Annotated in this window: 22 protein-coding genes; 13 read left to right on the top strand and 9 right to left on the bottom strand. The window is 61.0% G+C overall.

The window, feature by feature from the left end; all coding sequences use genetic code 11:
• Positions 1–73 precede the first annotated feature (73 nt).
• The 3 genes from FHW75_RS22580 (at position 74) to FHW75_RS22570 (ending at position 4,302) form a co-directional block, all read left to right on the top strand.
• Positions 74–1,255 (top strand): tyrosine-type recombinase/integrase, encoded by a 1,182-nt coding sequence (locus FHW75_RS22580; RefSeq protein WP_019097581.1) that lies wholly within the window; start codon positions 74–76, stop codon positions 1,253–1,255.
• A gap of 20 nt (positions 1,256–1,275) precedes the next feature.
• Positions 1,276–2,862: an ABC-F family ATPase gene (locus tag FHW75_RS22575; RefSeq protein WP_016715632.1), complete on the top strand. Its 1,587-nt coding sequence runs from the start codon at positions 1,276–1,278 to the stop codon at positions 2,860–2,862.
• A gap of 246 nt (positions 2,863–3,108) precedes the next feature.
• A complete protein-coding gene (locus FHW75_RS22570; protein ID WP_019097582.1) occupies positions 3,109–4,302 on the top strand; it encodes an MFS transporter in 1,194 nt (397 codons plus the stop codon).
• Here the strand turns inward: FHW75_RS22570 and FHW75_RS22565 are convergent.
• On the bottom strand, positions 4,264–5,310 hold the full coding sequence (locus FHW75_RS22565) for a dienelactone hydrolase (protein WP_027609382.1): 1,047 nt from the start codon (positions 5,308–5,310) through the stop codon (positions 4,264–4,266). The genes FHW75_RS22570 and FHW75_RS22565 overlap by 39 nt on opposite strands.
• A 200-nt stretch (positions 5,311–5,510) precedes the next feature.
• On the opposite strand from FHW75_RS22565, the gene yghU reads away from it, so the two are divergent.
• From yghU to FHW75_RS22535, 6 genes are all read left to right on the top strand, one after another.
• On the top strand, positions 5,511–6,350 hold the full coding sequence (gene yghU / locus FHW75_RS22560; RefSeq protein ID WP_019097584.1) for a glutathione-dependent disulfide-bond oxidoreductase: 840 nt from the start codon (positions 5,511–5,513) through the stop codon (positions 6,348–6,350).
• Positions 6,351–6,490: 140 nt separating this feature from the next.
• Positions 6,491–8,194 (top strand): amidase, encoded by a 1,704-nt coding sequence (locus tag FHW75_RS22555; RefSeq protein WP_025754184.1) that lies wholly within the window; start codon positions 6,491–6,493, stop codon positions 8,192–8,194.
• Positions 8,195–8,278: 84 nt separating this feature from the next.
• Positions 8,279–8,953 carry a transcriptional regulator gene (locus FHW75_RS22550; protein ID WP_016715637.1) on the top strand — a complete coding sequence of 225 codons (675 nt, stop codon included), beginning with the start codon at positions 8,279–8,281 and terminating at the stop codon, positions 8,951–8,953.
• Positions 8,950–9,867 carry a pyridoxal-phosphate dependent enzyme gene (locus FHW75_RS22545; protein WP_027609383.1) on the top strand — a complete coding sequence of 306 codons (918 nt, stop codon included), beginning with the start codon at positions 8,950–8,952 and terminating at the stop codon, positions 9,865–9,867. Before FHW75_RS22550 ends, FHW75_RS22545 begins: the two co-directional genes overlap by 4 nt.
• A 187-nt stretch (positions 9,868–10,054) precedes the next feature.
• A complete protein-coding gene (nspC, locus tag FHW75_RS22540; protein ID WP_016715639.1) occupies positions 10,055–11,152 on the top strand; it encodes a carboxynorspermidine decarboxylase in 1,098 nt (365 codons plus the stop codon).
• Between the two features lie 33 nt (positions 11,153–11,185).
• Positions 11,186–12,430, top strand: coding sequence for a saccharopine dehydrogenase family protein (locus FHW75_RS22535; RefSeq protein WP_016394970.1), 1,245 nt, complete (start codon positions 11,186–11,188; stop codon positions 12,428–12,430).
• A 56-nt stretch (positions 12,431–12,486) separates the two neighbouring features.
• On the opposite strand, the gene FHW75_RS22530 is transcribed toward FHW75_RS22535, so the two are convergent.
• Both FHW75_RS22530 and FHW75_RS22525 read right to left on the bottom strand, forming a co-directional pair.
• On the bottom strand, positions 12,487–13,533 hold the full coding sequence (locus tag FHW75_RS22530; RefSeq protein WP_019096777.1) for a class I SAM-dependent methyltransferase: 1,047 nt from the start codon (positions 13,531–13,533) through the stop codon (positions 12,487–12,489).
• A gap of 119 nt (positions 13,534–13,652) precedes the next feature.
• Complete coding sequence (locus FHW75_RS22525; RefSeq protein ID WP_019096776.1) at positions 13,653–14,516, bottom strand: type 1 glutamine amidotransferase domain-containing protein; 864 nt, start codon at positions 14,514–14,516, stop codon at positions 13,653–13,655.
• 109 nt (positions 14,517–14,625) lie between these two features.
• Between FHW75_RS22525 and FHW75_RS22520 the strand changes: the two genes are divergently transcribed.
• On the top strand, positions 14,626–15,561 hold the full coding sequence (locus FHW75_RS22520) for a LysR family transcriptional regulator (protein ID WP_019096775.1): 936 nt from the start codon (positions 14,626–14,628) through the stop codon (positions 15,559–15,561).
• Between the two features lie 48 nt (positions 15,562–15,609).
• Complete coding sequence (locus FHW75_RS22515; protein WP_183674620.1) at positions 15,610–16,947, top strand: UDP-glucose/GDP-mannose dehydrogenase family protein; 1,338 nt, start codon at positions 15,610–15,612, stop codon at positions 16,945–16,947.
• A gap of 39 nt (positions 16,948–16,986) precedes the next feature.
• Here FHW75_RS22515 and mqo read toward each other — a convergent pair whose 3' ends face one another.
• Positions 16,987–18,564 (bottom strand): malate dehydrogenase (quinone), encoded by a 1,578-nt coding sequence (gene mqo, locus FHW75_RS22510; protein WP_025754189.1) that lies wholly within the window; start codon positions 18,562–18,564, stop codon positions 16,987–16,989.
• A 151-nt stretch (positions 18,565–18,715) separates the two neighbouring features.
• Between mqo and FHW75_RS22505 the strand changes: the two genes are divergently transcribed.
• Positions 18,716–19,936: a putative DNA modification/repair radical SAM protein gene (locus FHW75_RS22505; RefSeq protein ID WP_019096772.1), complete on the top strand. Its 1,221-nt coding sequence runs from the start codon at positions 18,716–18,718 to the stop codon at positions 19,934–19,936.
• Entirely contained in the window at positions 19,927–20,814 is an 888-nt protein-coding gene (locus FHW75_RS22500; RefSeq protein ID WP_025754190.1) for a TIGR03915 family putative DNA repair protein, read from the top strand. Before FHW75_RS22505 ends, FHW75_RS22500 begins: the two co-directional genes overlap by 10 nt.
• Here the strand turns inward: FHW75_RS22500 and FHW75_RS22495 are convergent.
• The 5 genes from FHW75_RS22495 to FHW75_RS22475 form a co-directional block, all read right to left on the bottom strand.
• Positions 20,769–21,023 (bottom strand): PAAR domain-containing protein, encoded by a 255-nt coding sequence (locus tag FHW75_RS22495; RefSeq protein WP_019096770.1) that lies wholly within the window; start codon positions 21,021–21,023, stop codon positions 20,769–20,771. The two genes, FHW75_RS22500 and FHW75_RS22495, sit on opposite strands and share 46 nt — an antisense overlap.
• Positions 21,020–21,835: a DUF6708 domain-containing protein gene (locus tag FHW75_RS26875; protein ID WP_232104751.1), complete on the bottom strand. Its 816-nt coding sequence runs from the start codon at positions 21,833–21,835 to the stop codon at positions 21,020–21,022. Before FHW75_RS26875 ends, FHW75_RS22495 begins: the two co-directional genes overlap by 4 nt.
• Positions 21,832–25,050 (bottom strand): T6SS effector BTH_I2691 family protein, encoded by a 3,219-nt coding sequence (locus FHW75_RS22485; RefSeq protein WP_183674618.1) that lies wholly within the window; start codon positions 25,048–25,050, stop codon positions 21,832–21,834. Before FHW75_RS22485 ends, FHW75_RS26875 begins: the two co-directional genes overlap by 4 nt.
• The gene (locus tag FHW75_RS22480) at positions 25,047–25,970 is read right to left on the bottom strand and encodes a hypothetical protein (protein ID WP_027609942.1); all 924 of its coding nucleotides are present in this window, start codon (positions 25,968–25,970) and stop codon (positions 25,047–25,049) included. The genes FHW75_RS22485 and FHW75_RS22480 overlap by 4 nt, the downstream gene beginning before the upstream one ends.
• A partial coding sequence (locus FHW75_RS22475) for a bacteriophage T4 gp5 trimerisation domain-containing protein (protein WP_033693755.1) occupies positions 25,967–26,560 on the bottom strand: 594 nt, incomplete at its 5' end. The genes FHW75_RS22475 and FHW75_RS22480, both read right to left, overlap by 4 nt.

Genomic DNA, 26,560 nt, shown 5'->3' with positions numbered 1-26,560 from the left:
ATGGGAAGATTCCCGAGGGCGTCTGGATGAAGCATGGCGGCCGGATCATCTACAGCAAAAAGAGGTATGACGAATGGCTGGAAAGCCAATGGGTTTACCCCGTGGGGTCGAAATCTTCCGCAACTCCCTCCGCATTCGTTTCACATGGGACGGTATCCGTCGATGCGAAACGCTCCCCTATCCCCCGACACAAAAAGGGATCAAGGCTGCATCCAACCTTCGCGATCAGGTAACCAGCCTCAACAAGCTCGGCCTCCTTGACCAGGACAAGTACGCAGAGTTGTTCCCTGCAGTCGGCGGTAAGCCGACCTTCGGCGAGTATGCCCAGCTCTGGCTCGACGGCCGGGAAATCACCCAGGGCACGCACAACAACTACAAAAGCGCCCTGAACCTCTACTGGGTACCCCGACTGGCCATGGTCCGTGTCGACTTGATCACGACCAACCTGCTGCGTCGCGTCATCGCCGAAACTGAATGGGCTTCATCGAATGTGAAGCGCAATGCAATCACTAGGTTGTCGACCATCCTTGCAGCCGCGACCCGAGAGGGGTTGCTTTCGAAGAACCCCGCCGAACTGATTGACCTGCCGAAGCGATCGAAGAAGGAGATCGATCCATTCACCTTGGCAGAAGCCAATACCATCATCGACAAGCTGTACCAGCACAAGCATTGGCCGAGCCTGATTTACGCCGCTCTGTTCGAATTCATGTTCTTCACCGGGCTCCGGCTGTTGGAGGCCCTAGCGGTGCGGTGGGACGTAATCGACTTGGAAAGGAAGACAGTACACGTCAAGCGGACCGTCGCCCTGGGCGAGGTTGAAGAAAGGACGAAAACTGGGAGGGATCGTTTTGTGCTGCTCAACGATCGGGCGTTGCGGGCGATCCAGTTTGCCAGGCAGTACGCGGATCGCCGCCGGGATGGCAAGGGAGCGGTAACCGAAACACCATTCGTGTTCCCGCCGTCGAAGAACGCCGAGTACGTGAAACAGACCTCCGATCTACACAAACAGTGGGTGCCGGTGCTGAATGAATTGGGGATCAGGCGTCGCCCCCCATATAACTGCCGTCACACCTATGCGACAATATGCTTAATGTCCGGCCTCAACCCCGCATTTATCGCCCAACAGCTGGGTCACAGCGTGCAGATGCTGCTGTCGACGTATGCCCGTTGGCTTAACTCAAGCTCCGACTGGAGCGAGCTGGAAAAACTCAAGATTGGTATCAAATCGGTATCAGCTGAAAGCCCAGCGTCGTAAGTTACTGATAGGTAAGCCCTTTGATCTCCACCGCTAACATCACCATGCAGTTCGGCTCCAAGCCGCTGTTCGAAAACGTTTCCGTCAAATTCAACAACGGCAACCGCTACGGCCTGATCGGCGCCAACGGTTGCGGCAAGTCGACCTTCATGAAGATCCTCGGCGGTGACCTGGAGCCATCCGGTGGCCAGGTCATGCTCGAGCCGAACACCCGCCTGGGCAAACTGCGCCAGGACCAGTTCGCCTACGAGGAATTCACCGTGATCGATACGGTGATCATGGGCCACGGTCAACTGTGGAAGGTCAAGGCCGAGCGCGACCGCATCTACTCGCTGCCGGAAATGACCGAGGAAGACGGCATGGCCGTCGCCGAGCTGGAAACCGAGTTCGCCGAAATGGACGGCTACACCGCCGAATCCCGCGCCGGTGAACTGCTGCTGGGCCTGGGTATCCCACTGGAGCAACACTTCGGCCCGATGAGCGAAGTGGCACCAGGCTGGAAACTGCGCGTGCTGCTGGCCCAGGCGCTGTTCTCGGACCCGGACGTGCTGCTGCTCGACGAACCGACCAACCACCTGGACATCAACACCATCCGCTGGCTGGAAACGATCCTCACGGCGCGTAACAGCACCATGATCATCATTTCCCACGACCGACACTTCCTCAACAGCGTCTGCACCCACATGGCTGACCTGGATTACGGCGAACTGCGCCTGTTCCCGGGCAACTATGACGAGTACATGACCGCAGCCACCCAGTCGCGTGAGCAACTGCTGTCGGACAACGCCAAGAAGAAAGCCCAGATCGCCGAGCTGCAGACCTTCGTCAGCCGCTTCTCGGCCAACGCCTCGAAGGCCAAGCAGGCGACTTCGCGCGCCAAGCAGATCGACAAGATCCAGCTGGCCGAGGTCAAGCCGTCCAGCCGTGTCAGCCCGTTCATTCGTTTCGAACAGACCAAGAAACTGCACCGCCAGGCCGTGGTCGTCGAAAAAATGGCCAAAGCCTTCGACGACAAGGTGTTGTTCAAGAACTTCGACATCACCGTCGAAGCGGGCGAGCGCGTCGCCATCATCGGCCCCAACGGCATTGGCAAGACCACGCTGCTGCGCACCCTGGTCGGCGAGATGACCCCGGATGCAGGTTCGGTCAAGTGGACCGACAGCGCCGAAGTGGGCTACTACGCCCAGGATCACGCCCACGACTTCGAAGACGACATGACCCTGTTCGACTGGATGGGCCAGTGGACCTCTGGCGAGCAGGTAATCCGCGGCACCCTGGGGCGCATGCTGTTCTCCAACGACGAGATTCTCAAGTCGGTGAAGGTGATTTCCGGTGGTGAGCAAGGCCGCATGCTGTTCGGCAAGCTGATCCTGCAGAAGCCGAACGTACTGGTGATGGACGAGCCGACCAACCACCTGGACATGGAATCGATCGAAGCGCTGAACCTGGCGCTTGAAAACTACCCGGGCACCCTGCTGTTCGTCAGCCACGACCGCGAATTCGTATCGTCGCTGGCCACGCGCATCATCGAGCTGTCGGCCGATGGCGTGGTGGACTTCAGCGGTACCTATGACGACTACCTGCGTAGCCAGGGTGTGCTGGTCTGACTGATGGGGCGGCATGGCCATCTACATGGCTGAGCCGGCCTCTTCGCGGGCATGCCCGCTCCCACAGGTACTGCGCAGGCCTTGAATACTGTGCGGTAGCTGTGGGAGCGGGCGAGCCCGCGAAGAATCCACCGCCAGTCTCTCAGGCTGGCATTCCCCGACGAATAATTCGTTAGCCTGCTTTCATTTCCCTCCTGTAACAGCCATCATGGAACTACGCCCAAACGCCCGCCCGCGAAAGAGCCCATGACCGCTCAACAACCCGCCCCCACCCGCAATACCCTGCATATCACCCTGCAGATCCTGTCGATCGTTTTCTACACCTTCATTGCCTTCCTCTGCATCGGCCTGCCGATTGCGGTACTGCCCGGCTATGTGCACGACCAGCTGGGCTTTGGCGCGGTGATCGCCGGGGTGACCATAGGCCTGCAATACCTGGCCACCTTGCTCAGCCGCCCGTTTGCCGGGCGCGTTGCCGATACGCTTGGGGGCAAGCGGGCCATCCGCTTCGGCCTGCTGGGGATTGCCAGCTGCGGGGTATTGACCCTGCTGTCGGCCTGGACCCTGACGCTGCCGCTGCTGAGCCTCGCGTTGCTGCTCGCAGGCCGTTTGCTGCTGGGCATCGCCCAGGGGTTGATTGGTGTAGCCACCTTGAGCTGGGGCATCAGCCAGGTCGGCCCCGAACACACCGCCAGGGTGATCTCGTGGAACGGGATTGCGTCTTATGGTGCTATCGCGATAGGCGCCCCCTTGGGCGTACTGGCCGTGGACGGGCTGGACTTCAGCGTACTGGGGCCCGCCTTGCTGGTGCTGGCCGTGGCTGCCCTGCTGGTGCTGCGCAAACGTCCTGACGTGGTGGTGGTGCGCGGCAAGCGCCTGCCCTTCTGGTCCGCGTTCGGCCGTGTGGCCCCGTGTGGCCTGGGCCTGACCCTCGCCTCGATCGGCTATGGCACCCTGACCACCTTTGTCACCCTCTACTACCTGGAGCGCGGCTGGGCCGGTGCTGCCTGGTGCCTGAGTGCGTTTGGTGTGTGCTTCATCATTTCGCGGCTGCTGTTCGTCAATGCGGTCAACCGCTTTGGTGGCTACAACGTGGCGGTCGCCTGCATGGCCACCGAAGTGCTTGGCCTGAGCTTGTTATGGCTGGCACCTTCCCCGGCCTGGGCGCTGGTCGGCGCTGGGCTTACCGGTTTCGGGCTGTCGTTGGTGTACCCGGCGCTGGGCGTAGAGGCAATCAAGCAGGTCCCCAGCAGCAGCCGTGGCGCGGGGCTAGGCGCCTATGCGGTGTTCTTTGACATGGCCTTGGCCATCGCCGGGCCGGTAATGGGCGCAGTGGCCGTGCACTTCGGCTATGCCTCGATCTTCTGCGTGGCGGCCCTGTTGGCCCTGGCCGGGGTGGGCCTAACGCTGTTGCTGTCGCGGCGCGCCCGCCTCGGCTGACCGCTCGCCCGGTTGCGGTGCACCCAGCGCCTGGCTGAAGAACGCCGCCGTTTCGCGCTCCAGCGAATGATGAATATGGCGTCGATCCACGCCCTCGGCATCTTTGCACAGTACGGGCATTCGCGTGTATTGCTCGGCGTCGCAATGGGCCATGAACACAAAGTGGCCGGCGCCGGCCAGCAAGCGGTAATCCGGTGTGACCGGCAGTTTGCGGGCCAGTGCTTCGGCGTTGCGGTCCACGGCCACCAGTTGATCGCTGTCTCCGCTGTAGATCAGGGCGGGTACCTGCACTCCGGCCAGGGCATGGCGCCCGAACAGCAAGCTTAACGGGGCCATCAGCATCACCGCCCCCACCCGCTGGTCTGCCTGGGGCGCCAGCTCGCTGCGGTCGGCAATCAGAATCCCGTGGGTTTTGCAGGCGTCGGCGTCGTTCGGACGTTCCAGGCAGTACTGGCGCAGGCGGTCCAGGTCGGGGCGCGCGCCAGACAGTATCAACGCGGTTTCGCCGCCGGCCGAATAGCCGATCACACCGACCTTGCCTTCATTCAGGTAAGGCCCGAGCAATGCATCGTCACGGGCAGCACCAATGGCAGCGCTGACTTGCAGTGGCCGGCCATAAAGATTGCTCAGGGTACCCAGGCGAGTGTGGTCGCGGGCGTTGTCCCCCGGGTGCACGACAGCTACCACCACGAACCCCTGGCGCGCCAGGGACGTGGCCAGGTAATGCAAGGCCAACGGGCTGCCGGTGTTGCCGTGAGACAACACCAGTAACGGGAACCGGCCCATGGCAACGGGTGCCTCTTCAGCCACCTCGACTGGGTAGCCGTCTATACGGCTGCGATGGGTTGACCCAACGGCCGGATAAAAAGCCAGGGCTTGCATTGGCCGGTTATCGACCGGGTCGGCCAGTGTCATGTGGTGCAGGCCGGCCACCCATGGCGCAGCCTCGGCGTGGGCCAGCAGGCCGGCGAGCAGGGCCAGTGCCAACATGCAGCGTGGAAGGGTCATCGGCCGGCGGTTCCTTGCAGGGCGAAGTGATAGCCCAGCATAGAACCGGCCTGGCCGGCACAGCATGAAAACTGGATGAAACCGTCGTCATGCATGTGGCGTGCGCGCCCTATGCATTTGCGCATGGCATCGAACCCGTGGCATAGATGCAGGTCCACGTCTTTACGTGACCGTTTCGCGCCATTGAAGGAGATTCATGCATGAGCAAGCCCGCCTATGTGCCACCTAAGGTCTGGCGCAACGACGCAGCATCCGGCGGCCAGTTCGCCAGCATCAACCGCCCGGTTGCAGGCCCGACGCACGACAAGGACCTGCCGCAGGGCCAACACCCGCTGCAGTTGTATTCCCTGGCCACGCCCAATGGCGTCAAGGTCACCGTTGCCCTTGAAGAGCTGCTTGCTTTGGGCCACAGCGGTGCCGAGTACGATGCCTGGCTGATCCGCATCGGCGAGGGCGACCAGTTCTCCAGTGGCTTCGTCCAGGTAAACCCCAACTCGAAGATCCCTGCCCTGCTCGACCGTAGTGTCGAGCCACCTGTGCGGGTGTTCGAATCGGGATCGATCTTGCTGTATCTGGCGGACAAGTTCGGTGCCCTGCTGCCGAAATCGCCGGCTGCACGCACCGAAAGCCTGAACTGGTTGTTCTGGCAGATGGGCGCAGCGCCTTACCTGGGTGGTGGCTTTGGCCACTTCTACGTGTATGCACCAGAGAAGGACGAGTACGCCATCAACCGCTTCACCATGGAAGCCAAGCGCCAGCTGGATGTACTCGACCGCCGCCTGGCCGAAAGCCGCTACCTGGGCGGCGACGAGTACAGCATTGCCGATATCGCCGTGTGGCCATGGTATGGCCAGTTGGTGCGCGGCAACCTGTATGGCGCGGCGGAGTTCCTGGCGGTTGACGAATACCCCAACGTGCAGCGCTGGGCCGAAGAAATTGCCCAGCGCCCGGCGGTGCAGCGCGGCACCCGGGTGAACCGGACCTGGGGAGATGAAGACAGCCAGGTGCCCGAGCGGCATTGCGCGGCGGACCTGGATTGAGGGCTAGCCGGGGTCGCTACGCGACCCCAACAATGCCCGCCTGCATAAAACCGTTTGCCCGCGCGCAAACCTGCGTCCGTCAAGCCCTTCTTGTACACTCCTCGCATTAGCCCCCACCTGCACATTTTTTTGGTGAACGCATGATCGAGGTAACCGAGGTTTCCATTGCCGAGCTGCGCGACGCGCTCGAATCGGGCCGCACGACGGCGGTCGAGCTGGTCAAGGCCTACCTGGCGCGTATCGACGCCTACGATGGCGCCGACACCGCCACGGCCCTGAACGCCGTGGTGGTGCGCAACCCGGAGGCGCTGAAAGAAGCCGAGGCCTCCGACGCCCGCCGCGCACAGGGCCAGGTGCTGAGCCCGCTGGACGGCATCCCCTACACCGCCAAGGACAGCTACCTGGTCAAAGGCTTGACCGCTGCTTCCGGCAGCCCTGCCTTCAAGGACCTGGTCGCCCAGCGCGACGCCTTCACCATCGAGCGCCTGCGCGCCGCCGGTGCCGTGTGCCTGGGCAAGACCAACATGCCGCCCATGGCCAACGGTGGTATGCAGCGCGGCGTGTATGGCCGCGCCGAAAGCCCGTACAACGCCAACTACCTGACCGCGCCGTTCGCCTCGGGCTCCTCCAACGGTGCCGGCACCGCCACCGCCGCCAGCTTCAGCGCCTTCGGCTTGGCTGAAGAAACCTGGTCCAGTGGCCGTGGCCCGGCGTCCAACAACGGTTTGTGCGCCTATACCCCATCGCGCGGGGTGATTTCGGTGCGTGGCAACTGGCCGCTGACCCCGACCATGGACGTGGTGGTGCCTTACGCCCGCACCATGGCCGACTTGCTGGAAATCCTCGATGTGGTGGTAGCCGATGACGCTGACAAGCGCGGCGACCTGTGGCGCTTGCAGCCTTGGGTGCCGATTCCGGCAGCGTCGACGGTGCGCCCTGCGTCTTACCTGGATCTGGCCGTGGATGCCGGTGCCCTCAAAGGCAAGCGCTTTGGTGTGCCACGCATGTACATCAATGCGGATGCCGAAGCTGGCACCTCCGAAAAGCCGGGCATCGGCGGCCCGACCGGCCAGCGCATCAACACCCGCGCCACGGTGATCGCCTTGTGGCAGCAGGCGCGCCAGGCCCTGGAAGCGGCCGGTGCCGAAGTACTGGAAGTGGACTTCCCGCTGGTGTCCAACTGCGAGGGCGACCGCCCGGGTGCCCCGACTGTTTACAACCGTGGCATTGTCAGCAAGGAATTCCTGCACGACGAACTGTGGGAGCTTTCGGGCTGGGCCTTCGACGACTTCCTGCGCGCCAACGACGACCCCAAGCTCAACCGCCTGGCCGATGTCGATGGCCCACAGATCTTCCCCCACGACCCGGGTACCCTGCCCAACCGTGAAGACGACCTGGCTGCCGGCATGGACGAATACGTCAACATGGCCAAGCGTGGTCTGAAAACCTGGGACCAGATCGAGACCCTGCCTGACGGCCTGCGCGGCCTGGAAAAGACCCGCAAGCTGGACCTGGAAGACTGGATGGACAATCTGGGCCTGGACGCGGTGCTGTTCCCGACCGTTGCCGATGTGGGCCCGGCCGACGCCGATGTCAACCCGGCCTCGGCCGACATCGCCTGGAGCAACGGTATCTGGGTGGCCAACGGCAACCTGGCGATCCGTCACCTGGGTGTGCCAACCGTCACCGTGCCGATGGGCGTGATGGCCGACATCGGCATGCCGGTGGGGCTGACCTTTGCCGGGCGGGCTTACAGCGACAATGCGCTGTTGAGCTTCGGTGCAGCCTTCGAGGCGACCGGCTCGCGCCGCATGATCCCGCCACGCACCCCAGCCCTGAGCTGATTATTGGGGCTGCTTTGCAGCGAAGATCGCACAATTCAACTTAATGTGTAAAAATACACAAAAAGTTGAATTGTGCGATCTGCCATGCCCATCTCCCCCAGCGAAGAACGCCACCTCACCCTCTCTGTGCTCAAGGCCGCCATCCAGGCCTTGGGTAGCGTTGCCGCACGCAACATGGAAATCCTCCTGCACGACCTCGACCACCCGGAGCACTCCGTGGTGGCGATCGTCAACGGCCACCTGTCCGGCCGTAGCGTCGGCAGCCCGATTATTGCAGCCCCGGAACAGGACCAAGGCTTCAAAGCATTGATGCAGGCCTCGGCCGATCAGCGCGGCTGCGAGCCCGTGGTACTCCCCGACTACCCCACCACGCTCAAGGGCCGCACCCTGCGCAGCGCCACCGCTATCTTTCGAGACAGCACCGGCCACCCCTTCGCCAGCCTCTGTGTCAACACCGACATCACCGGCCTGGACGCAGCCATGAGCTTTCTCCAGCAGTTGCAACCGTTGGGTGCCACACCCGCGGTAAGCGAGCCTGCCGACATGGAACTGCTGATGAGTGAAATCATCCAGGCCTCGCTTCAGCGCAGCGGCCAGGGGCGAATGAACAAACAGGCCAAAGTCGAGGCTGTTCGAGTCATGCAGGAGCGTGGCTTGTTCATCGTCAAAGGCGGCGTGGAAAAGGCTGCCAGTGCCCTCGGCGTGACCCGCTACACCATTTACAACTACCTTGAACAATTGCGCGGAGCCAGCCAATGACCTTGCATATCCAAACACCCCTGATCGAATCCCGACCGCTGTCGTTGGCCGCCGGCTGCAATGTCTGGCTCAAACTCGATGCCCTGCAACCTTGCGGCTCGTTCAAGCTGCGCGGGGTGGGCCATGCCTGCGAAGTGCATCAGGCCCGCGGCGCCAAACAGTTCATCTCGTCCTCGGGGGGCAACGCCGGCCTGGCGGTGGCATACGCCGGGCGCAAGCTGGGCGTACCGGTAACCGTAGTAGTCCCCGAAACCACCACTGAGCGAGCCAAGGAATTGCTGCGTCTGGAAGACGCCAAGGTGGTGGTGCATGGCAGCTCCTGGCAAGAAGCCAACGCCCTGGCACAGACCCTCGTCGGCCCGGATGACGCCTTTATCCACCCGTTTGACGACCCGCTGTTATGGACCGGGCATGCCAGCCTGATCGATGAAGTGGCCGAAGCCGGCGTGAAGCCCGACGCTGTGGTGCTGTCGGTAGGTGGCGGCGGCTTGCTCAGCGGCGTGGTCGAAGGGTTGCAGCGCAACGGGTGGGGCGAGGTACCGGTGCTGGCAGTGGAAACCAACGGTGCAGCTTCGCTGCATGCGGCCATGCAGGCGGGGCATTCGGTTGAACTGGAGCGTATTGCTTCCGTGGCAACGTCGCTGGGGGCAAAGCGCGTCGCAAATCAGGCGCTGATCTGCGCGCAGCAGCACCCGGTGCACAGCCACTTGGTCAGCGATCGCGCAGCGCTGGAGGCCTGCGAGCGGTTCCTGCTGGACCATCGCCTGCTGGTCGAACCGGCGTGCGGGGCCGCGTTGGCATTGGCGTATGCGCCGGGCGCACTGGCGCAATACCAGAGCGTGCTGGTGGTGGTTTGTGGCGGTGCTACCGCAACGCTGGCGCAGATTAAGGCGTGGTTGCAGCAAGCTGATTGAGGCTGCCACCTGTCGGTGGTGATTACGATAGTCACATGCGTCTGTTCTACTGAGCCCGCCGCAACCGGAAAAATGCCCTCGCAACGGCGTCACCCCTGACGAAATGCGTATCGCACCCTTTCGGTCTGCGGCAAGTGAAGGCACAATGCGTGTCCTTTTTTTGGCCGGCCTGGCCGGGGGCCTTTAAATGATCAAGACGCCGTATTACCTCATCGACAAAACCAAGCTGCTCAGCAACATGGAGAAGATCGCCTACGTGCGTGAACACTCCGGTGCCAAGGCGCTGCTTGCCCTCAAGTGCTTCGCCACCTGGTCGGTGTTCGACCTGATGCAGCAGTACATGGACGGCACCACCTCGTCCTCCCTCTTCGAGCTCAAGCTCGGCCGCCAGAAGTTCGCCGGTGAAACCCACGCCTACAGCGTGGCCTGGGCCGACGATGAGGTCGAGGAAATGCTGGAGAACTGCGACAAGATCATCTTCAACTCGATCGGCCAACTGCAGCGCTTTGCCGAACAGTCCGAAGGCAAGGTACGCGGCCTGCGCGTCAACCCGCAAGTCAGCAGCTCCGACTACCTGCTGGCCGACCCGGCGCGCCCGTTCAGCCGCCTGGGCGAATGGGACCCGGCCAAGATCGAACAGGTGATCGAGCAGATCTCCGGCTTCATGTTCCACAACAACTGCGAGAACGGCGACTTCGGCCTGTTCGACAAGATGCTCACGCATATCGAAGAACGTTTCGGCCACCTGCTGCACAAGGTCGAGTGGGTCAGCCTGGGTGGCGGCATCCACTTCACCGGTGAAGACTATGCGGTAGACGCCTTCTGCGCGCGCCTCAAGGCCTTCTCGGAGAAATACGGCGTACAGGTGTACCTGGAGCCGGGCGAAGCGGCCATCACCAACAGCGCCTCGCTGGAAGTGACCGTGCTCGACACCCTGTACAACGGCAAGCACCTGGCCGTGGTCGACAGCTCCATCGAAGCGCACCTGCTCGACCTGCTGATCTACCGCCTCAACGCCAAGATGGCCCCGAATGACGGCGAGCACACCTACATGGTCTGCGGCAAGTCGTGCCTGGCCGGCGACATTTTCGGCGAGTACCAATTCGATCGTCCGTTGGCCATTGGTGATCGCCTGTCGTTCGTCGACACGGCGGGTTACACCATGGTCAAGAAAAACTGGTTCAACGGTCTGAAAATGCCTTCCATCGTGGTCAAGCAACTCGACGGCAGCGTCGAAGTCGTCCGCGAGTTCGGTTTCGAAGACTACGTTTCCAGCCTGTCGTAAGACTGGCTACTCAAGTAAGGAGCAAAGGGTAAATTGAAGAAGAACGTTCTTATCATTGGTGCAGGAGGTGTCGCCAAGGTGGTGGCCCACAAGTGCGCGCAGCATAACGACGAACTGGGTCGTATCGCTATCGCGTCACGGAACATCTCCAAATGCCAGGCCATCATCGACAGCGTCAAGGCCAAGGGTAGCCTCAAGGTACCCGCCGACATCCAGGCCTTCTCGCTCAACGCCCTCGATGTCGAGGCAACCAAGGCACTGATCCGCGAAACCGAATCGCAGATCGTGATCAACGTGGGGTCCGCCTTCCTCAACATGTCGGTGCTGCGCGCCTGCATCGATACCGGTGTCGCCTACCTGGACACCGCCATCCACGAAGAGCCGGGCAAGATCTGCGAAACCCCGCCGTGGTACGGCAACTACGAGTGGAAACACCTCGAAGAGTGCCAACAAAAGAACATCACTGCCATTCTCGGCGTCGGTTTCGACCCGGGTGTGGTGAACAGCTACGCCAAACTGGCGCAGCAGCAGTATTTCGACAGCATTGATTCGATCGACATTCTCGACGTCAATGCCGGTTCGCATGGCAAGTACTTTGCCACCAACTTCGACCCGGAAATCAACTTCCGCGAGTTTACCGGGCAAGTGTGGAGCTGGCAGAACAGCCAGTGGACCAGCAACACCATGTTCGAGGTCAAGCGTACTGACGACCTGCCGGTGGTAGGTTCGCAAAACCTGTACCTGACCGGTCACGATGAAGTTCACTCGATCTCGAAGAACCTCAACGTGCCGAACGTGCGTTTCTGGATGAGCTTCGGCGAGCACTACATCAACGTGTTCACCGTGCTGAAAAACCTGGGCCTGCTCAGCGAGCAACCGGTGAAAACCGCCGAAGGCCTGGAAGTGGTACCGCTGAAAGTGGTCAAGGCCGTGCTGCCGGACCCAGCCTCGCTGGCCCCAGGCTACACCGGCAAGACCTGCATCGGTGACCTGGTCAAAGGCACCAAGGATGGCCAGCCGCGCGAAGTGTTCATCTACAACGTGGCTGACCACGAAGAGGCCTACGCCGAAACCGACAGCCAGGGTATTTCCTACACTGCCGGCGTACCGCCAGTGGCTGCCGCCCTGCTGGTAGCTCGTGGCGAGTGGGATGCCAAGCGCATGGTCAACGTCGAGGAGCTGCCAGCCGAGCCGTTCCTCAAGGCGCTGGACGTGATGGGCCTGCCGACCCGCGTTAAAGATGAAAAAGGTGATCGTCCCTGGGACGCTGAAGCCTAAGTAGCAAACAGAAGGGGTGCCACATGGCGCCCCTTCTGCTTTTCCAGGCCAGGCCTCTACTTCCGGGCCTCCAGAATCAGGTTGAACGGCGTTTGCGTCGCCCGCCGGAACCGGCTGAACCCCGCCGCTTCGAACACCGCCCGCAACCGCCCCTCCCCGGCCTGCGCGCCCAGCCCCAAGCCCACTTCCTGCGACAACGAATTCGGCGTGCAGATAAATGTCGACGCGGCATAAAACAACCGCCCGACCGGGTTCAGGTTGCCGTCCAGCGAATCCTCGGCATAAGGCTCTACCAGCATCACCGTACCGTCAGGCTTCAATGCACGGTAGGCGTGCCTGGCGGCCCCCACCGGGTCGCCCATGTCGTGCAGGCAGTCGAAAAAGCACACCAGGTCATGGTCATGCCCCGGGTAATCCTTGGCACTTGCCTGCTGGAAATTCACCCGCTCCGACAGCCCCGCTTCGCGCGCCCGTTCGTTGGCGGTGGTGATAGAGGGACCGTGGTAGTCATAACCTACAAAAGTCGACGCCGGAAATGCCTGGGCCATGACCAGCGTGGAGGCGCCGTGCCCACACCCCACATCCGCCACCTTGGCGCCCGCCTGCAGTTTGGCCACCACACCCTCCAGCGCCGGCAGCCACTCAGCCACCAGGAACGTCCGATAACCCGGCCGGAAGAACCGTTCGGTACCGCTGAACATGCACGGGTGGTGGTCGCCCCAGGCCAGCCCGCCATCGCCGCGCATGGCCGCGACCAGCTTGTCCTTGTCATGGAACAATGCCGCGATCACTGCAGCACCACCCGCCATGTAAGCCGGGGAGTCCTCCAGCGCCAAAGCCATGGCCTGCTCTTCGGGCAACACAAAAAGGCCCTTGTCGTGCGTCATGTAGCCCGATGCCGCCTGGGCGTTCAGCCATTCGCGCACCAACCGAGGGTGGCAGCCGGTTTTGGCCGCCAGCGCCTCGGGCGTGGTCGGCTGGCTGTCGGCCAGGGCCCGGTACAGGCCCAGCTCGTCACCCAGGATGACATTTGCCAGCGTCGCTGCGGCGCCCATGTCGCCCACCAGCTTGCCCATGAAATCATGAAGCCTTGCCTCGTCCATGACCTGCCCTCCTCTGCAAGAAGGCCATCGCCAGCGAGGGACATCCGCTCCGGGGAGGCGGTGGTCGGGGTTATTGGATGGGCCTGCCATAACGCTCGCAAAACAGACCCTGTGTAAGTCTAGTTGGCTTGCTCAGCGCCTTGGGCCTGCTCAGTAAGCTTTTCCAGTAGCGCTTTGGCCAGCAGCTTGTCCGAAAATGGGTTTTGCCCCGTGATCAGTTCGCGGTCCACTACCACATTGGGCTGCCAGGCCTTGGCGTAAGCCATATCGCCACCGGCCGTCGCCATGGCCTTGGCCGGGTAGAACAACAGCCGCTGGCCCTTGAGCGAACCTTCGAACACTTGCTCTTCCGGGTCGGAGAAAATAGTCATCCTGTACCCCTTGTACAACCAGTCGGTGGCGGCCGGTGTTTCACCACGAGCCAACATCCGTTGATAGCTTCCCGGGTCCCGCTGCGCCGAGAGCAAGGCGATGGGGCCATGACAAATAGCGGCCGTAGGCTTGCCAGCCTCATGAAAATGCCGCAGCAAGGCACCGACGTCCGGGTTGTTGGCCAGGTCGATCAAGGGGGCGTGGCCGCCGGGAATGAACAAACCGGCGTACCGCCCCATGTCACTGGCGAGCACCTCTTTCACCGACAAGGTATCGCCAATGTCCGCCAAGCCTTGGACCACCTTCTCGATCCTCCGCATTTCGCTCGCATCACCCGCAAAGTACTGAGGATCGATCGAAAGTGGGTCAACGCTCGGGGCGTTACCCTTGGGTGTCACCAGCACCACCGTGTAACCGGCCTGGAGCAACTGGTCGGCAGGCACGCCGAACTCATTGAGGTAATAGCCGGTGGCATAGGGCTTGCCGTCCTGTAGCGCCAGTTGGTTCTCGCTGGAGAGCAGCACAAGAACTTCACCCTTGGACGAGGCATGGGCGCCACTGGTCAGTAAGGCGGTGGCAATAGTGAGGGCGAGCGAGGACAACCTGGTCATGCATCAATCTCCTGATCTAAGCGCCGTCTTACATTGGCGGGATGGGCACATCCTAACGACCAGGCTAGAATTCGATAATTCGAATGCTCGCATACCTGTGATCCATAAAATGAATATCACCCGCAAGGATCTCAATCTGCTGCATCTGTTTCATGTGCTTTATCAAGAGCGCAACCTCACCCTCGCCGCGCAGCGCATGGCCCTGAGCCAGCCTGCACTCAGTCACAAGCTCAACAAGCTGCGCCATCAGTTCGGTGATCCATTGTTCGTACGCGCCCCGAGGGGCTTGACGCCCACGCCACGCGCTCACGAATTGGCTGCCGAAGTCGAGCGCTTGATCATGGGCCTGGAAAGTTTCTACGAACGCTGCGAAGGGCAGGATTTTCTTTTACGCCCTGCCCGCCTGCACCTGTACAGCACTGATTATGTAGAGCAGACGCTACTACCTGGGCTGCTCCCGATCCTGCGTAACCAGGCGCCAAACTTGACACTGGTCACCCATAACACCCGTGGCCAGCTCCCGCGGGAAGCCTTGGAGAAAGGTACTTGCGACCTTGCCGTCGCCGGATTCTTCACTGACCTGGCGGATAGCTTCCACCAGCAGCGCCTGCTCAGCGATGACTTCGTAGTACTGGCCTCTCGCAGTCATCCTCGCCTTGGAAATGGCCTGGACCTCAACACCTTCCTGGCATGCGACCACCTGCTCACCACCCTCACCGGCGACCTTGATGGTTTGGTCGACCGCGCCTTGCGCGCCCAAGGAAAGCACAGGCGAGTAGTGGCAGGCCTGTCGAGTTTCATAGCCCCCATGCGCATGATACAAGGCACAGACCTTCTGCTTACCTGCCTGCGCTCGCTGGCTATTGAAGCAGTCAAACGTGATGACGACCTGCTCATGTACCCACTTCCGCTGGTACTGCCTGCAATCGAGGTAATGCAGATCTGGCACGAACGCACCCATGCCGATCCCTTGCGCCAGTGGTTCCGCCAGCAACTATGGGCAGTCGCGCAGGAAGTAGCAGCCCGTTCAGGTAACAAAATCTAAATACCACTGTGACATTTTTCGTCAGCGTTCTTGCCAAGGAGCTGTCAGATGAAAGTCACGGTTTTCGGTACTGGCTATGTCGGCCTCACCCAGGCAGCGTGCCTGGCCCATGTGGGGCATTCGGTGTTGTGCATGGACGTCGACGCCGAGCGTGTCGCCACACTCAATAGAGGCCATTGCCCTATCTTCGAGCCAGGCCTTGCACCGATGCTGGAAAAAAACCTGGCCTGCGGACGCCTGCGCTTCACCACCGATACCGACGAAGCCACCAATTTCGCCACAGTGCTGTTTATTGCGGTCGGAACCCCTGCACAGGCCGACGGCAGTGCTGACCTGAAACAGGTTTTCACCGTGGTCGACAACATTCTCAAACATGCCGAAGGTGCCAAGTTAATCGTCAACAAATCTACCGCGCCAGTTGGCACCGTGCACCGTATAAAGGAGCGTATTGCACAGGCTGTGGCCGACACCAACCGCTTTCAGGTAATCAGTAATCCCGAATTCCTCAAGGAAGGCTCGGCCGTGGACGATTGCATGCGCCCGGAGCGCATCATTATCGGTGGCGCCACGCCAGCCGAGGTAGAGTTGCTGCGCGAGCTATACCTGCCGTTCAACCGAAATCGCGAAAAATTCATGGTCATGGATGCGCGTAGCGCCGAGCTCAGTAAATACGCAGCCAACTGCATGCTGGCCACCAAGATTTCCTTCATGAACGAAATCGCCAATCTGGCCGAGCATTTAGGTGCCGACATCGAAATGGTACGTCGCGGGATCGGCTCAGACTCGCGCATTGGCTACGACTTCATCTACGCCGGCTGCGGTTTCGGCGGTTCGTGCTTCCCCAAGGATCTGCAAGCCCTGCGCCGCAGCGCCGAAGCCGAAGGCTTCGAGCCGCTGCTGCTGCGCGCGGTAGAGTCGATCAACGAACAGCAAAAAGGCCGGCTGTTCAACAAGATCCAGCGTCACTACTCACGCGGACTGCGTGGCAAGGTCTTTGCGTTGTGGGGACTGTCGTTCAAGCCCAATACCAACGACATTCGCGAAGCCTCCAGCCGGGTGGTACTTGAGGCGCTGTGGGCTGCCGGGGCACGAGTACAGGCGCACGACCCTCAGGCGATGCCGGAAATTCTGCGGCATTACGGCCCACGCGCCGACCTGCAGCTTGTGCCTTCCAAGGAAGCTGCCCTGCAAGGCGCTGATGCCTTGGTGATCGTGACGGAATGGCAAGACTACCGTGTGCTCAACCTGGAGACGGTGCCCCAATTGCTTGCAGACCGAGTGGTATTCGATGGCCGCAACCTTTACGAGCCTGACCACATGGCCTCTGCAGGCCTGACATACTACGGTATTGGACGTGGCCAAGTGCCGCCAGCCAGCCAGCAGTGAACCTTGGCCGGCCGCTTTCAAGCAGCCGGCCATAGCCACTTACGGTGCAGCATTACTGCCTGGCGGATTGAGCTGCAGCACCTCATTGGTGTATGCCCATTCCTTCTGTACCTGGTCCGGGTGGTCATTGAGGCGAATGCCATAGGACGGGATGATCTGCTTGATCTTGGCCTGCCATTCCGGCGTTGCCACCTTGTCCTTGAACACCTTGTTCAGCACATCGAGCATGATGGGTGGTGCGGTCGAGGCACCCGGCGAAGCCCCCAGCAAGCCGGCGATACTGCCGTCCTTGGATGTCACCACCTCGGTACCGAGCTTGAGCACGCCACCCAATGCTTCGTCCTTCTTGATGATCTGCACCCGCTGGCCGGCCTGCCACAGCCGCCAGTCTTCCTTCTTCGCCCCGGGGAAGTAGGTGCGCAGCGCTTCGAAGCGGTCATTGTCGGATTGCAGCACCTGGCCGATCAGGTACTGCACCAGGTCAAACTCGCGTACGCCCACCCGCACCATCGGCCAGGCGTTGTGCACACTGGTACTGGCAAGCAGGTCAAGCAGCGAGCCCTGTTTGAGGAACTTGGTCGAGAACGTGGCGAACGGCCCGAACAGAATCATCCGCTTGCCATCGAGCACCCGGGTGTCCAGGTGCGGCACCGACATCGGCGGTGCACCGGTCGCGGCAATGCCATAGGCCTTGGCCATGTGGCGCTGGGCGATGGCCGGGTTGTCGGTGACCAGGAACGAGCCGCCGACCGGGAAGCCGGCATAGTCCTTGGCTTCGTCGATACCCGACTTCTGCAGCAGCGGTAACGCCGCACCACCGGCACCAATAAACAGGAACCTGGCGTCAGTGGCCGCCTTGCTGCCGTCTTTCAGGTTCTTGTATTCGACATGCCAGGAGCCATCACCGTTGCGGGTAATGTCCTGCACCTCGGTGGACAGTTTGAGGTCGAAGTTGGGCCGAGTCTGCAGGTAACCCACGTACTGCCGGGTGATCTCGCCAAAATTCACATCGGTGCCGATTGGCGTCCAGGTCACGGCCAGTTTCTGGTTGGGATCGCGCCCTTCCATCATCAACGGCACCCACTTGCGGATCTGCTCGTGGTCTTCGGAGTACTGCATGGGCTTGAACAACGGGCTGGCCTGCAGCGCCTCATAGCGCTTTTTCAGGAAGCGGATGTTGTCGTCCCCCCACACGAAGCTCATGTGCGGCGTGGTATTGATGAAGGAATGCGGGTTCTTCAACACGCCCTGCTTCACCTGCCAGGCGAGGAACTGGCGGGTGACCTGGAACGACTCGTTGATCTCCACGGCTTTGCTGATGTCGATCTTGCCGTCTTTTTCCGGCGTGTAGTTGAGTTCGGCCAAGGCCGAGTGGCCGGTGCCGGCGTTGTTCCAGCCGTTGGAACTTTCTTCGGCCACCTTGTCCAGGCGCTCGACCATCTCCATCGACCAGCCTGGCTCCAGCTCGTTGAGCCAAACGGCCAGCGTGGAACTCATGATGCCGCCGCCCACCAGCATCACGTCCACCTTTCTGGTTTCCGCTGCCTGGGCATTGAGCATGCTCAATGCCAGCGCCAGCCCGGCCAGCGCCAGTTCCGGCTTGATGGTGATCTTCATAACCTCTCCCGTGCCTCGTTGCTGTCCGTTAGTCCGGCACAAGCTTAGCTGATGGATTTACTCGGGTATGTTCAAGGCGGAGCTTCGTGCCCCTTGCAATTCATGAATTCTCAAAATACTGTATGAATATTCAGTATCGCGAGTCAGTCACATGCAGCTCATCGCCAAACTCGGCATCCTCGCCGACGCCGCCAAGTACGACGCCTCCTGCGCCAGCAGCGGCGCGCCCAAGCGTAATTCACGCGGCGGTGATGGCCTGGGCGCCACCAACGGCATGGGAATCTGCCACAGCTACACCCCCGACGGCCGCTGCGTGTCGCTGCTCAAGGTGCTATTGACCAACTTCTGCCTGTACGACTGCCAGTACTGCGTCAACCGCCGCTCCAGCAACGTACCTCGCGCGCGCTTTTCCCCCGAAGAGGTGGTCCGCCTGACGCTGGACTTCTACCGGCGGAACTGCATCAGCGGCCTATTCCTTAGCTCCGGCATCATCCGCTCGGCGGACTACACCATGGAGCAGTTGATCCGCGTAGCCCGGTTGCTGCGCGAAGAACACAACTTCCGCGGTTACATTCACCTCAAGACCATCCCGGATGCCGACCCCCTGCTGATCGAAGAAGCCGGCCGCCTGGCCGACCGACTCAGCGTCAACATCGAGCTGCCCACCGACGCCAGCCTCAAGCGCCTGGCACCGGAAAAACAGGCGCATACCATCCGCCAGGCAATGGGCGTGATTCACCTGGGCCAGCAAGCGGTGGCCAATGAACCCAAGGCCCCGCGCTTCACCCCTGCCGGCCAAAGCACCCAAGTGATCGTCGGTGCCGACAGCACCGACGACAGCACCCTGCTGCGCAATGCCGAGTCGCTGTATCAAGGCTATGGCCTCAAACGCGTGTATTACTCTGCGTTCAGCCCGATCCCAGACAGCCCGGGCAGCGTACCCTTGGCTGCCCCGCCGCTACTGCGCGAGCACCGCCTGTACCAGGCCGACTTCCTGCTGCGTGGCTACGGCTACAAGGCGGGTGAACTGCTGGGCCAGAGCGGCAACCTGGCGCTGGACATCGACCCAAAGCTGGCCTGGGCGCTGGCCAACCGGGAGGTATTCCCGCTGGACGTGAACCGCGCCGAGCCCGCGCTGCTGGCGCGTATTCCCGGCATTGGCCTGCGTAGCGTGCAACGCCTGGTCGCACTGCGCCGAGAGCGGCGCATTCGCTATGACGACCTCATTCAGCTGCGCTGCGTGCTGGACAAGGCACGGCCGTTCATCGTCACCAGCGATTATCGCCCGGCCCAGGCCGAGCTGCGCAGCGGCCTGCTAAGGGCGCGTTTGCGTGAGCCGCAGGCGCCCGTGCAGATGGGGTTGTGGGGATGATCGCGCTCGATTGTGATGACCAGTTCGCCACTTGGCGGGATCAGGCCCGGGTGTTGCTGGGGCATGGCATCGACCCCGCCGAGGTCACCTGGTCGCAAGGCCCGATGGCCGACCTGCTGGCAGCACCGGCAGCGCCCCCGGAAGGCCCAGGCCCCTTTCGTGCCAAAGTCCCGGCCGTGCTGCTGAGCCAGTTGGAGCAGGCTGCCCGTTATCGTGGCGAACAGCGCTGGAACCTGCTGTATGAAGTGCTCTGGCGTGTTGCCCATGGCGACCGCACGGCGATGCTGGCAGGTGACCGATTGGGCAGTGAGTTGCAACGGCGCATCAAGCAAGTCACCCGGGAGGCGCATCACCTGCATGCCTTTGTGCGCTTCGTACCGCTGCCAGAGGCGTTGGCCGATCGCCTGCAACTTGATCTGGTGGCTTATCACGAACCGGCGCATGACGTTCTGGAAAGTGCCAGCCCCCATTTTGCCGACCGTCTGGGGCGTTTACGCTGGTTGATCGCCACCCCACAGGATGGCATTCGCTTTGACGGCCAGCAGTTCGATTACCAACGCCATTGCCCTGAGGATTGGCAGCAATGGGCACGCAACGCCGACGACCCTGGCGCCGAACTGTGGCGCACCTATTATCGCCATACCTTCAACCCTGCCCGCCTCAACCCGGATGCCTTGCGCCTGCACATGCCCGGGCGTTTCTGGCGGCATTTGCCGGAAGGCATGCTGATACCGCAGCTTGAAGGCCTTGCTCGCCAAGGCAAGCAACGGGACGGCCAAGCCCTTGAAGTGGCCTCCCAGGCCGGCAAACAGATCAGTAAACCCACACAGTCCTACAGCAACCACCCGACATCGCCCTCATCCAGCACACCGCCATGATCCGTTCGGTCGCCTTTGCGCGCCACCGCCGCGCCTTCGATCAGGAAATGCTCTGCCCCACTCTCGATAACCGCACCACACGTGGTGCGGTCACCTACCCTCGCAACTGCCCTGCCGTTGAAGGTATAGGTGGCACTGCCGCTCTCTACCTGATTGACGCCATGCAGCGGGCATTCATGTCGGTGGCCTACAAGTACAACCGGCTTCATTGGGTTTCTCCTTCAGACGGTGCTGTACGGGATTCACGGTCAATGTCTGCTGGCCACACAACCTTTGGGGCCAAGCAATGCATGTGGCTGAGGCCGTCGTCGTCGTTCCAGTCGCGGGGTGGGTGCACGAATTTTGGCAAGGCTTCGGGGCCTTGTTGCATGAACAGACGGGCGATGGCCCAGTAGGCTTCACCTTGGTGCAGGGTATGCGTGAAGAAGACACGATCAATGACTTCGCCGGTTTCGGGACTACGGACTGACAGCATGACGTTTTCAATCAGGCCGCCGTGGCCGGGGGCGTAGACGCGGTAGACCTCCGCGGTTACGTCGTCCCAGTTGTAGGCGACCGGTTTGACGCCCCAGTGTTTTCGGCTGAACAGGTAGACGTAATGGAATCTGTATTGATAGAAATATATCTTTCGTCGCTGGCGATTGAAACGGATTGGCTCATCTCTTGGGAGCATTAGGTCAATTTTTACATGGCACGCAACAGCCCACATAGCGAATGGTGGCAGGAGCAACAGAACAAGACCCATAAACCAATCACGCGACCAGCTAAAATTCAGTAAGAGCGAATACAGATATATAGCCGCACCAAAAGACAGGACCAAAGTCGCCCCTCCTACCAGCGCTGCCACACCACGCAAACTGACCGTAGACCGAGGCAATTCTAGATACACGTCATTAAAATAATTTGGCGCTGGCTTTATATCCTCCACACTGAAACGTGACACTTCCTGAGAACTGACACCTGGCAGGTCATAACTCCAAAATAAAGCTCGCTTCCAAAGAGGTCCAGTTCTGACTTTCATTCATTAACTTCCCTGACACAAGCTTCAGCATAAGCATTCACCAGCGATCTATCGGGCCAGTACATTACTAGCAGCGTCGCAGCACAAATTGTGTGTGGTCCGATAGTCGCCAGCAACTCTACAGATCCAGTTATTTCCAGCCAGGATATTGTCGCCCCCTCTAAGCTTGGCGACTTACGTTTTCTACCCACTGAAACTTTACGTCTATAGTCGGGCAATTTTGGCTGAGAAAAACCAGGGAATTTTACCGCTTTAGTGAGAGCCTCGATCGGGAGGGCTTGATATTCATCTACAAACACAGTCTCCCCGCCAATGAAATCGGGGAATTCACCATCACCACTCCGATGCACTATGAGGGTCACACGAAGAGCCGAGCGTTCATCACTATAGCCAGGCAATACGACTTTAAACTTGAGTTTATGCTCCAACTCCAAGCTGACCAACCCTCCTATTTTGGGGCCGGACTGATCACTTAACAGCCTGGATTCGAAATTGACCGCCGTGCAAACACCTAACGCAGCTGCGTTAAGCTCTGCAAACGCAATATCCGCATATTCAGGACTCCCCCAATATACAACCAGCTTTTCGTCAGCCTTTCCAAAGCAACAGCGTCGAGCCCAACGCACCAAAGCTGTAGGCTCATTTCCTTCAGCCCATTTGCTTACTGCGTACGCCGTGAGCGCCAGTATCACTGCGACACCTAAAGGCCCTATTATTAGGGGCTTGAACACTGCATACACGAACGCCCCGGTTGAAACGGTATACGCAAAACCCGCGCCAACATAAGCTGCTCCCGCCTTATTGTCTCCTGCTGCCAACGCGCGCTTTGCTGCGACAAATGCCTGTACCGCATCAAACATACCGGCCATTGCACTAATCATGGCACCGATTTTTATAAACGAGACGCCTGCCCCCGTCGCACCCTTAGCCCAAGACGTTCCCATGTGGCCAGCACTTGATCTAATCACAAGCCCAACTAGTTCAATTTGCCCTCCCAACAATCCCAATTGCGACCCTTGCAGCGCCAGCTTGGCCTCATGTGCCTTGGGCCCAATCTCGGTTTCTGCTTTATCCTGGTTTCTGCTCAGGCTGTCGTGTTGCAAATACAACCCGCCTATCGCCAACAGTAACTCCCAGCTACCTGCCACACCCCGCAAGCCGCTAAAGCCGGTCCGCACAAGCTTCGCCGCCTGCTGCGCAGTGATCCTCATCCCTTGGAGCAACTTGCGCGCATTCGCCTCCAGCGTCCCCGCCGCCACCGAGATATCCACCAAGGCAATCTGTGCCGCACTGCTCGCCTGGGTCACCTTCATGCTGGCTCCCTCAAGCAGCCAACCACGCACCTCTTCAGCCGTACCCTCCACCCACACCGTTACGCTGATCATGGTGTGGGTAAACCGTGGATCAAGCACGGCCAGGCTCATCAGCCCGTGCTGCATGATCGGCCGCACCTTGTTCCAGGCCTTGGTTGAATGGAGGTCGAAGTCATCGACATTGCGATGCATCCGGTCCCTGGCTTCGGCAATCGAGGCATTGGCCTTGTGCTGCAACTCGCGCAAGTGGGCACTCTGCAAGGCGTAGTACTCACCCAGCTTCATCTTCACTTCCAGCTCGATCAGGTGCACACCGTTGTACAGATACTGCGTCGCGCTGTTCAGGTGCCGCACGGCGTTCTGAATGCCTGACGGCAGGCTGGGCGCCAAGCGCTGGCTGGCGGCGTTGAGGGCACCCTGGATTTCGGCGATGGCCTGCTTGAGGGTGTTGCGCATGCGCAAGCCGGCGTCGTCGCTGGCGATGATCTTGCTCAGCATGCCGTAGAACTTGTCGCTGTCATTCCAGTTGATAACGTCGGTGGCGGAAAAGCTGGGCAGCAAACCGGCCAACAACGCACGGTCGCGCATCAGCAACGCGCGGTAAGGGGGACTATCAGGATCCTGCAGCCATTTCAGCCAGAGCGTTTCGCTGGTGCCGGCCGTGGGACTCGTTCCGGGCGCCACCGCCTCGGTAATGCCACCCCCCAGGCACAGCGCCATGGTCTTGGCATAGGCCACGCCAGACTCGCGGTGATCGCCGTCGTAGTCGTACTGCTCGGCCACCTTGAACATGGGTGTGTCGAACAGCGCAACATAAGCACGCGCGTTCTTGTCGATGTAACCCCGAAATTCCGCTTCCTGCTGGTCATACTCGGCCTGGAACGCTGCCCGTTTCGCTTCGTCGTAGCGTTCCTCCAGCCGCTCATCACTCTCCAGCTGTGCTCGCTCTACCAACCGCTGGCGCTCCACCGCCGGGTCGGTGAACACCGGTGGTCCGTCGCCGGTCATGGGCTCCAGCGACGGCACTTTCTGCGCCGCCCACTCCCGGTGCGTGGCGCGAATGACTTGCAGGATCTGCGAGGTTTGCAGCTGGTAGGCCCGCATGGGCTCTTCGCGCCAGACCTGGCGCTTCACCACCCAGCTCAACCGCTGATGGTTGAACTCCTGAATCAAACCCACGGTATCGTCCAGCACTACCGCCAGCACACCGTGCTCCAGCTGGTGCCGGTTCATCGCGTTGACCAGATACCCCTTCAGGGCAAACCGGCGCAGCCAGCGGGTGTGAAAGCCATGCGCACTGTCGAACGGCGAACACCCATGCTGCGCGTACTCGAGCACCTCCTTGTCGACCCTCAAATTGTCCGGCGTCATGGCGATGCCCAGCAACTCGGGGTTGTTGCGCGCCTGAGTCAGGTCCAGCCCTTCGAAGCGATGGGCAGGCGCCTGGCCCTTCTTGTAGGCATTCAACACGCTGACCGGCCAAGGGTCGCTGGAGAAGGCCAGCCAAGCGCTGCCATAGCGGTCGGTGTCGATGTTGAGGAAGGACGAAGGAATGTCGTGGTTTTCATTCACGCATTTTTCGGGCAGTGATGCGGGGAGGCCCTCCGACGGCTCGTAGGGGTTGAAGCGGCGCAGGTGGCCCTGCTTGCTCACTTCGTAGGCATGCCAGACCTGCTGGTCGAGCAGCACGTACAGGTAGCCCATGCGCAAGGTGCGCACGCCTAGCTTCGCCGAGACATGCAGGCTGCCGGCCACGGTGCTGAGGCCCTGTGGGCGTGTGTCCGGCACCAGGGCGCGACGCAGGGGCAGGATCGGCAGGCCTTGGCGTTCGCAGGCCATGCACTGGTCAGAAGGGAGCCCGGCTTCGGCTGTCGCAATGGCGATACGTTGACTGAGGGTCATAGGCGCCTCTCGTTTCTTGGAAGGGGATCGATCAGGCGACACCAGTGTTCCTCGGAATAGCGAGTGAGCATCGGGGCGAGAGGACGGTGATCGTTGACGGCCGCATCAACCATGTTGCGCACCGCAGCAACGGTATTCAGCCTGGGGTGGATGCACAGGTGATGCAGGGCAAAAACCGTGATGTCTTCCTCTGCGCTCAAGCCCAACGCTCGTGCATCGTCGATATGGTTGGAGACCCGCACGGCGGCAAACGGCGGTATCTGGCACTGTCTCGCGTCCTCCGAGGCCGCACGCAGCACTCTCCAGACAGCCAGCACGCGCTCGATCAACGCCACATCTTCCTGAATACGCTGGGCAGGCTCCGGCAAAGCATGCCGCTGCCCGCTCTGCCCTTTCAGGTGCGCCAACCTGCCACCGCTACTCAGGAACAACCAGTCGTTGATCGGCCACCATGGGCCATGCTCGACCTGCTTGAACGTCGCCGCGAGCAGCTCCAGGCGAACCGGCTCGTACACCGGATAGAAGCTGAACGCCCGTTTGGCATCGGGTATTCGGCACATGGCCGTGAGATGGGCGGCTACCGTGGCCGAAGCTGCTTCACTGAACAGCCAGCCACTCAGGTAGCGCCGAGGGTGGTGCAGCCCTCTATACGCTGCGCGCGCAGTCAGCGCCAGCAACTCACGGCTGGGCAACGTTCCGGGTGAAGCCAGGCAAGCCAACACGGGATGCAGGTGGGGCACATGGGCCAGATCGGCCCTGTCCACGCGCATCAATGCCGCCTCGCCCAACGCTTCGCGCAGGTGTGCAAGCAAGGCATGGTCACTCTGGCCAGCTATCGCGAGCGGGTCGACCAATACATGGCAATGCAGGTGCGCCGCATGATGCCCTTCGATGCGGCTGATCAGGCTCTCGACATTCATGCCTTGACCTCGCACTTGCTGCTGGCGTCAGGCGTAAGCTCAAAAGACGGGCTATCGCCATCCCCTTTCGCAACGGCCTTGGTCTGCCCTTTCAAGTCGAGTGTCAGGCCATTGATGGTAATGCCCTGCGCATCCAGCACGATGCTGCCGCCAGGGCTTCTCAATTCGATGCGCTCACTGGCCAGCAACTGGAATACTGTCGTGCGTTGTTGCACGCCCTGCCCGACGCTTATCGACTGAGCCCCTTTGACCACTAGCTCGCAGTTGCTCCCAGTGAGAACGCGGTGATTGCCACCCGTTGACTCAGTGCGGTTGTTGGCCACGTTCTCGACCAGGTCACGCTTGATGTCCAACAGGCTGTTTTGCCCAATAACCTGGGTATGGTTGTATGCCGTTTCCTGACGGAAGTTGTTGCCAATGCTCAGTTGCTCATCATTGCCGACCTGCTCGACACGATTGCGCCCCACACGCGTGGTCTCATCATTGCCGACCACATTGTTCTTGTCCCGCTGGGCATGGATGAACACTTCCTCTTTGCCCAGTTCGTCCTCGAAACGCAGTTCGTTGTAACCATCACCTTTATGGGTCTG

The organism is Pseudomonas sp. OG7 (genome assembly GCF_014192825.1).
Classification (GTDB): domain Bacteria; phylum Pseudomonadota; class Gammaproteobacteria; order Pseudomonadales; family Pseudomonadaceae; genus Aquipseudomonas; species Aquipseudomonas monteilii.
This window is presented reverse-complemented; position numbering and strand designations above follow the sequence as displayed.

Coding starts and splice junctions, on each gene's coding strand:
- FHW75_RS22580 (WP_019097581.1), top strand. CDS start 74: ATGGCTGGAAAGCCAATGGGTTTACCCCGTGGGGTCGAAATCTTCCGC.
- FHW75_RS22570 (WP_019097582.1), top strand. CDS start 3,109: ATGACCGCTCAACAACCCGCCCCCACCCGCAATACCCTGCATATCACC.
- FHW75_RS22565 (WP_027609382.1), bottom strand. CDS start 5,310: ATGACCCTTCCACGCTGCATGTTGGCACTGGCCCTGCTCGCCGGCCTG.
- yghU (WP_019097584.1), top strand. CDS start 5,511: ATGAGCAAGCCCGCCTATGTGCCACCTAAGGTCTGGCGCAACGACGCA.
- FHW75_RS22555 (WP_025754184.1), top strand. CDS start 6,491: ATGATCGAGGTAACCGAGGTTTCCATTGCCGAGCTGCGCGACGCGCTC.
- FHW75_RS22550 (WP_016715637.1), top strand. CDS start 8,279: ATGCCCATCTCCCCCAGCGAAGAACGCCACCTCACCCTCTCTGTGCTC.
- FHW75_RS22545 (WP_027609383.1), top strand. CDS start 8,950: ATGACCTTGCATATCCAAACACCCCTGATCGAATCCCGACCGCTGTCG.
- nspC (WP_016715639.1), top strand. CDS start 10,055: ATGATCAAGACGCCGTATTACCTCATCGACAAAACCAAGCTGCTCAGC.
- FHW75_RS22530 (WP_019096777.1), bottom strand. CDS start 13,533: ATGGACGAGGCAAGGCTTCATGATTTCATGGGCAAGCTGGTGGGCGAC.
- FHW75_RS22525 (WP_019096776.1), bottom strand. CDS start 14,516: ATGACCAGGTTGTCCTCGCTCGCCCTCACTATTGCCACCGCCTTACTG.
- FHW75_RS22520 (WP_019096775.1), top strand. CDS start 14,626: ATGAATATCACCCGCAAGGATCTCAATCTGCTGCATCTGTTTCATGTG.
- FHW75_RS22515 (WP_183674620.1), top strand. CDS start 15,610: ATGAAAGTCACGGTTTTCGGTACTGGCTATGTCGGCCTCACCCAGGCA.
- mqo (WP_025754189.1), bottom strand. CDS start 18,564: ATGAAGATCACCATCAAGCCGGAACTGGCGCTGGCCGGGCTGGCGCTG.
- FHW75_RS22505 (WP_019096772.1), top strand. CDS start 18,716: ATGCAGCTCATCGCCAAACTCGGCATCCTCGCCGACGCCGCCAAGTAC.
- FHW75_RS22495 (WP_019096770.1), bottom strand. CDS start 21,023: ATGAAGCCGGTTGTACTTGTAGGCCACCGACATGAATGCCCGCTGCAT.
- FHW75_RS26875 (WP_232104751.1), bottom strand. CDS start 21,835: ATGAAAGTCAGAACTGGACCTCTTTGGAAGCGAGCTTTATTTTGGAGT.
- FHW75_RS22485 (WP_183674618.1), bottom strand. CDS start 25,050: ATGACCCTCAGTCAACGTATCGCCATTGCGACAGCCGAAGCCGGGCTC.
- FHW75_RS22480 (WP_027609942.1), bottom strand. CDS start 25,970: ATGAATGTCGAGAGCCTGATCAGCCGCATCGAAGGGCATCATGCGGCG.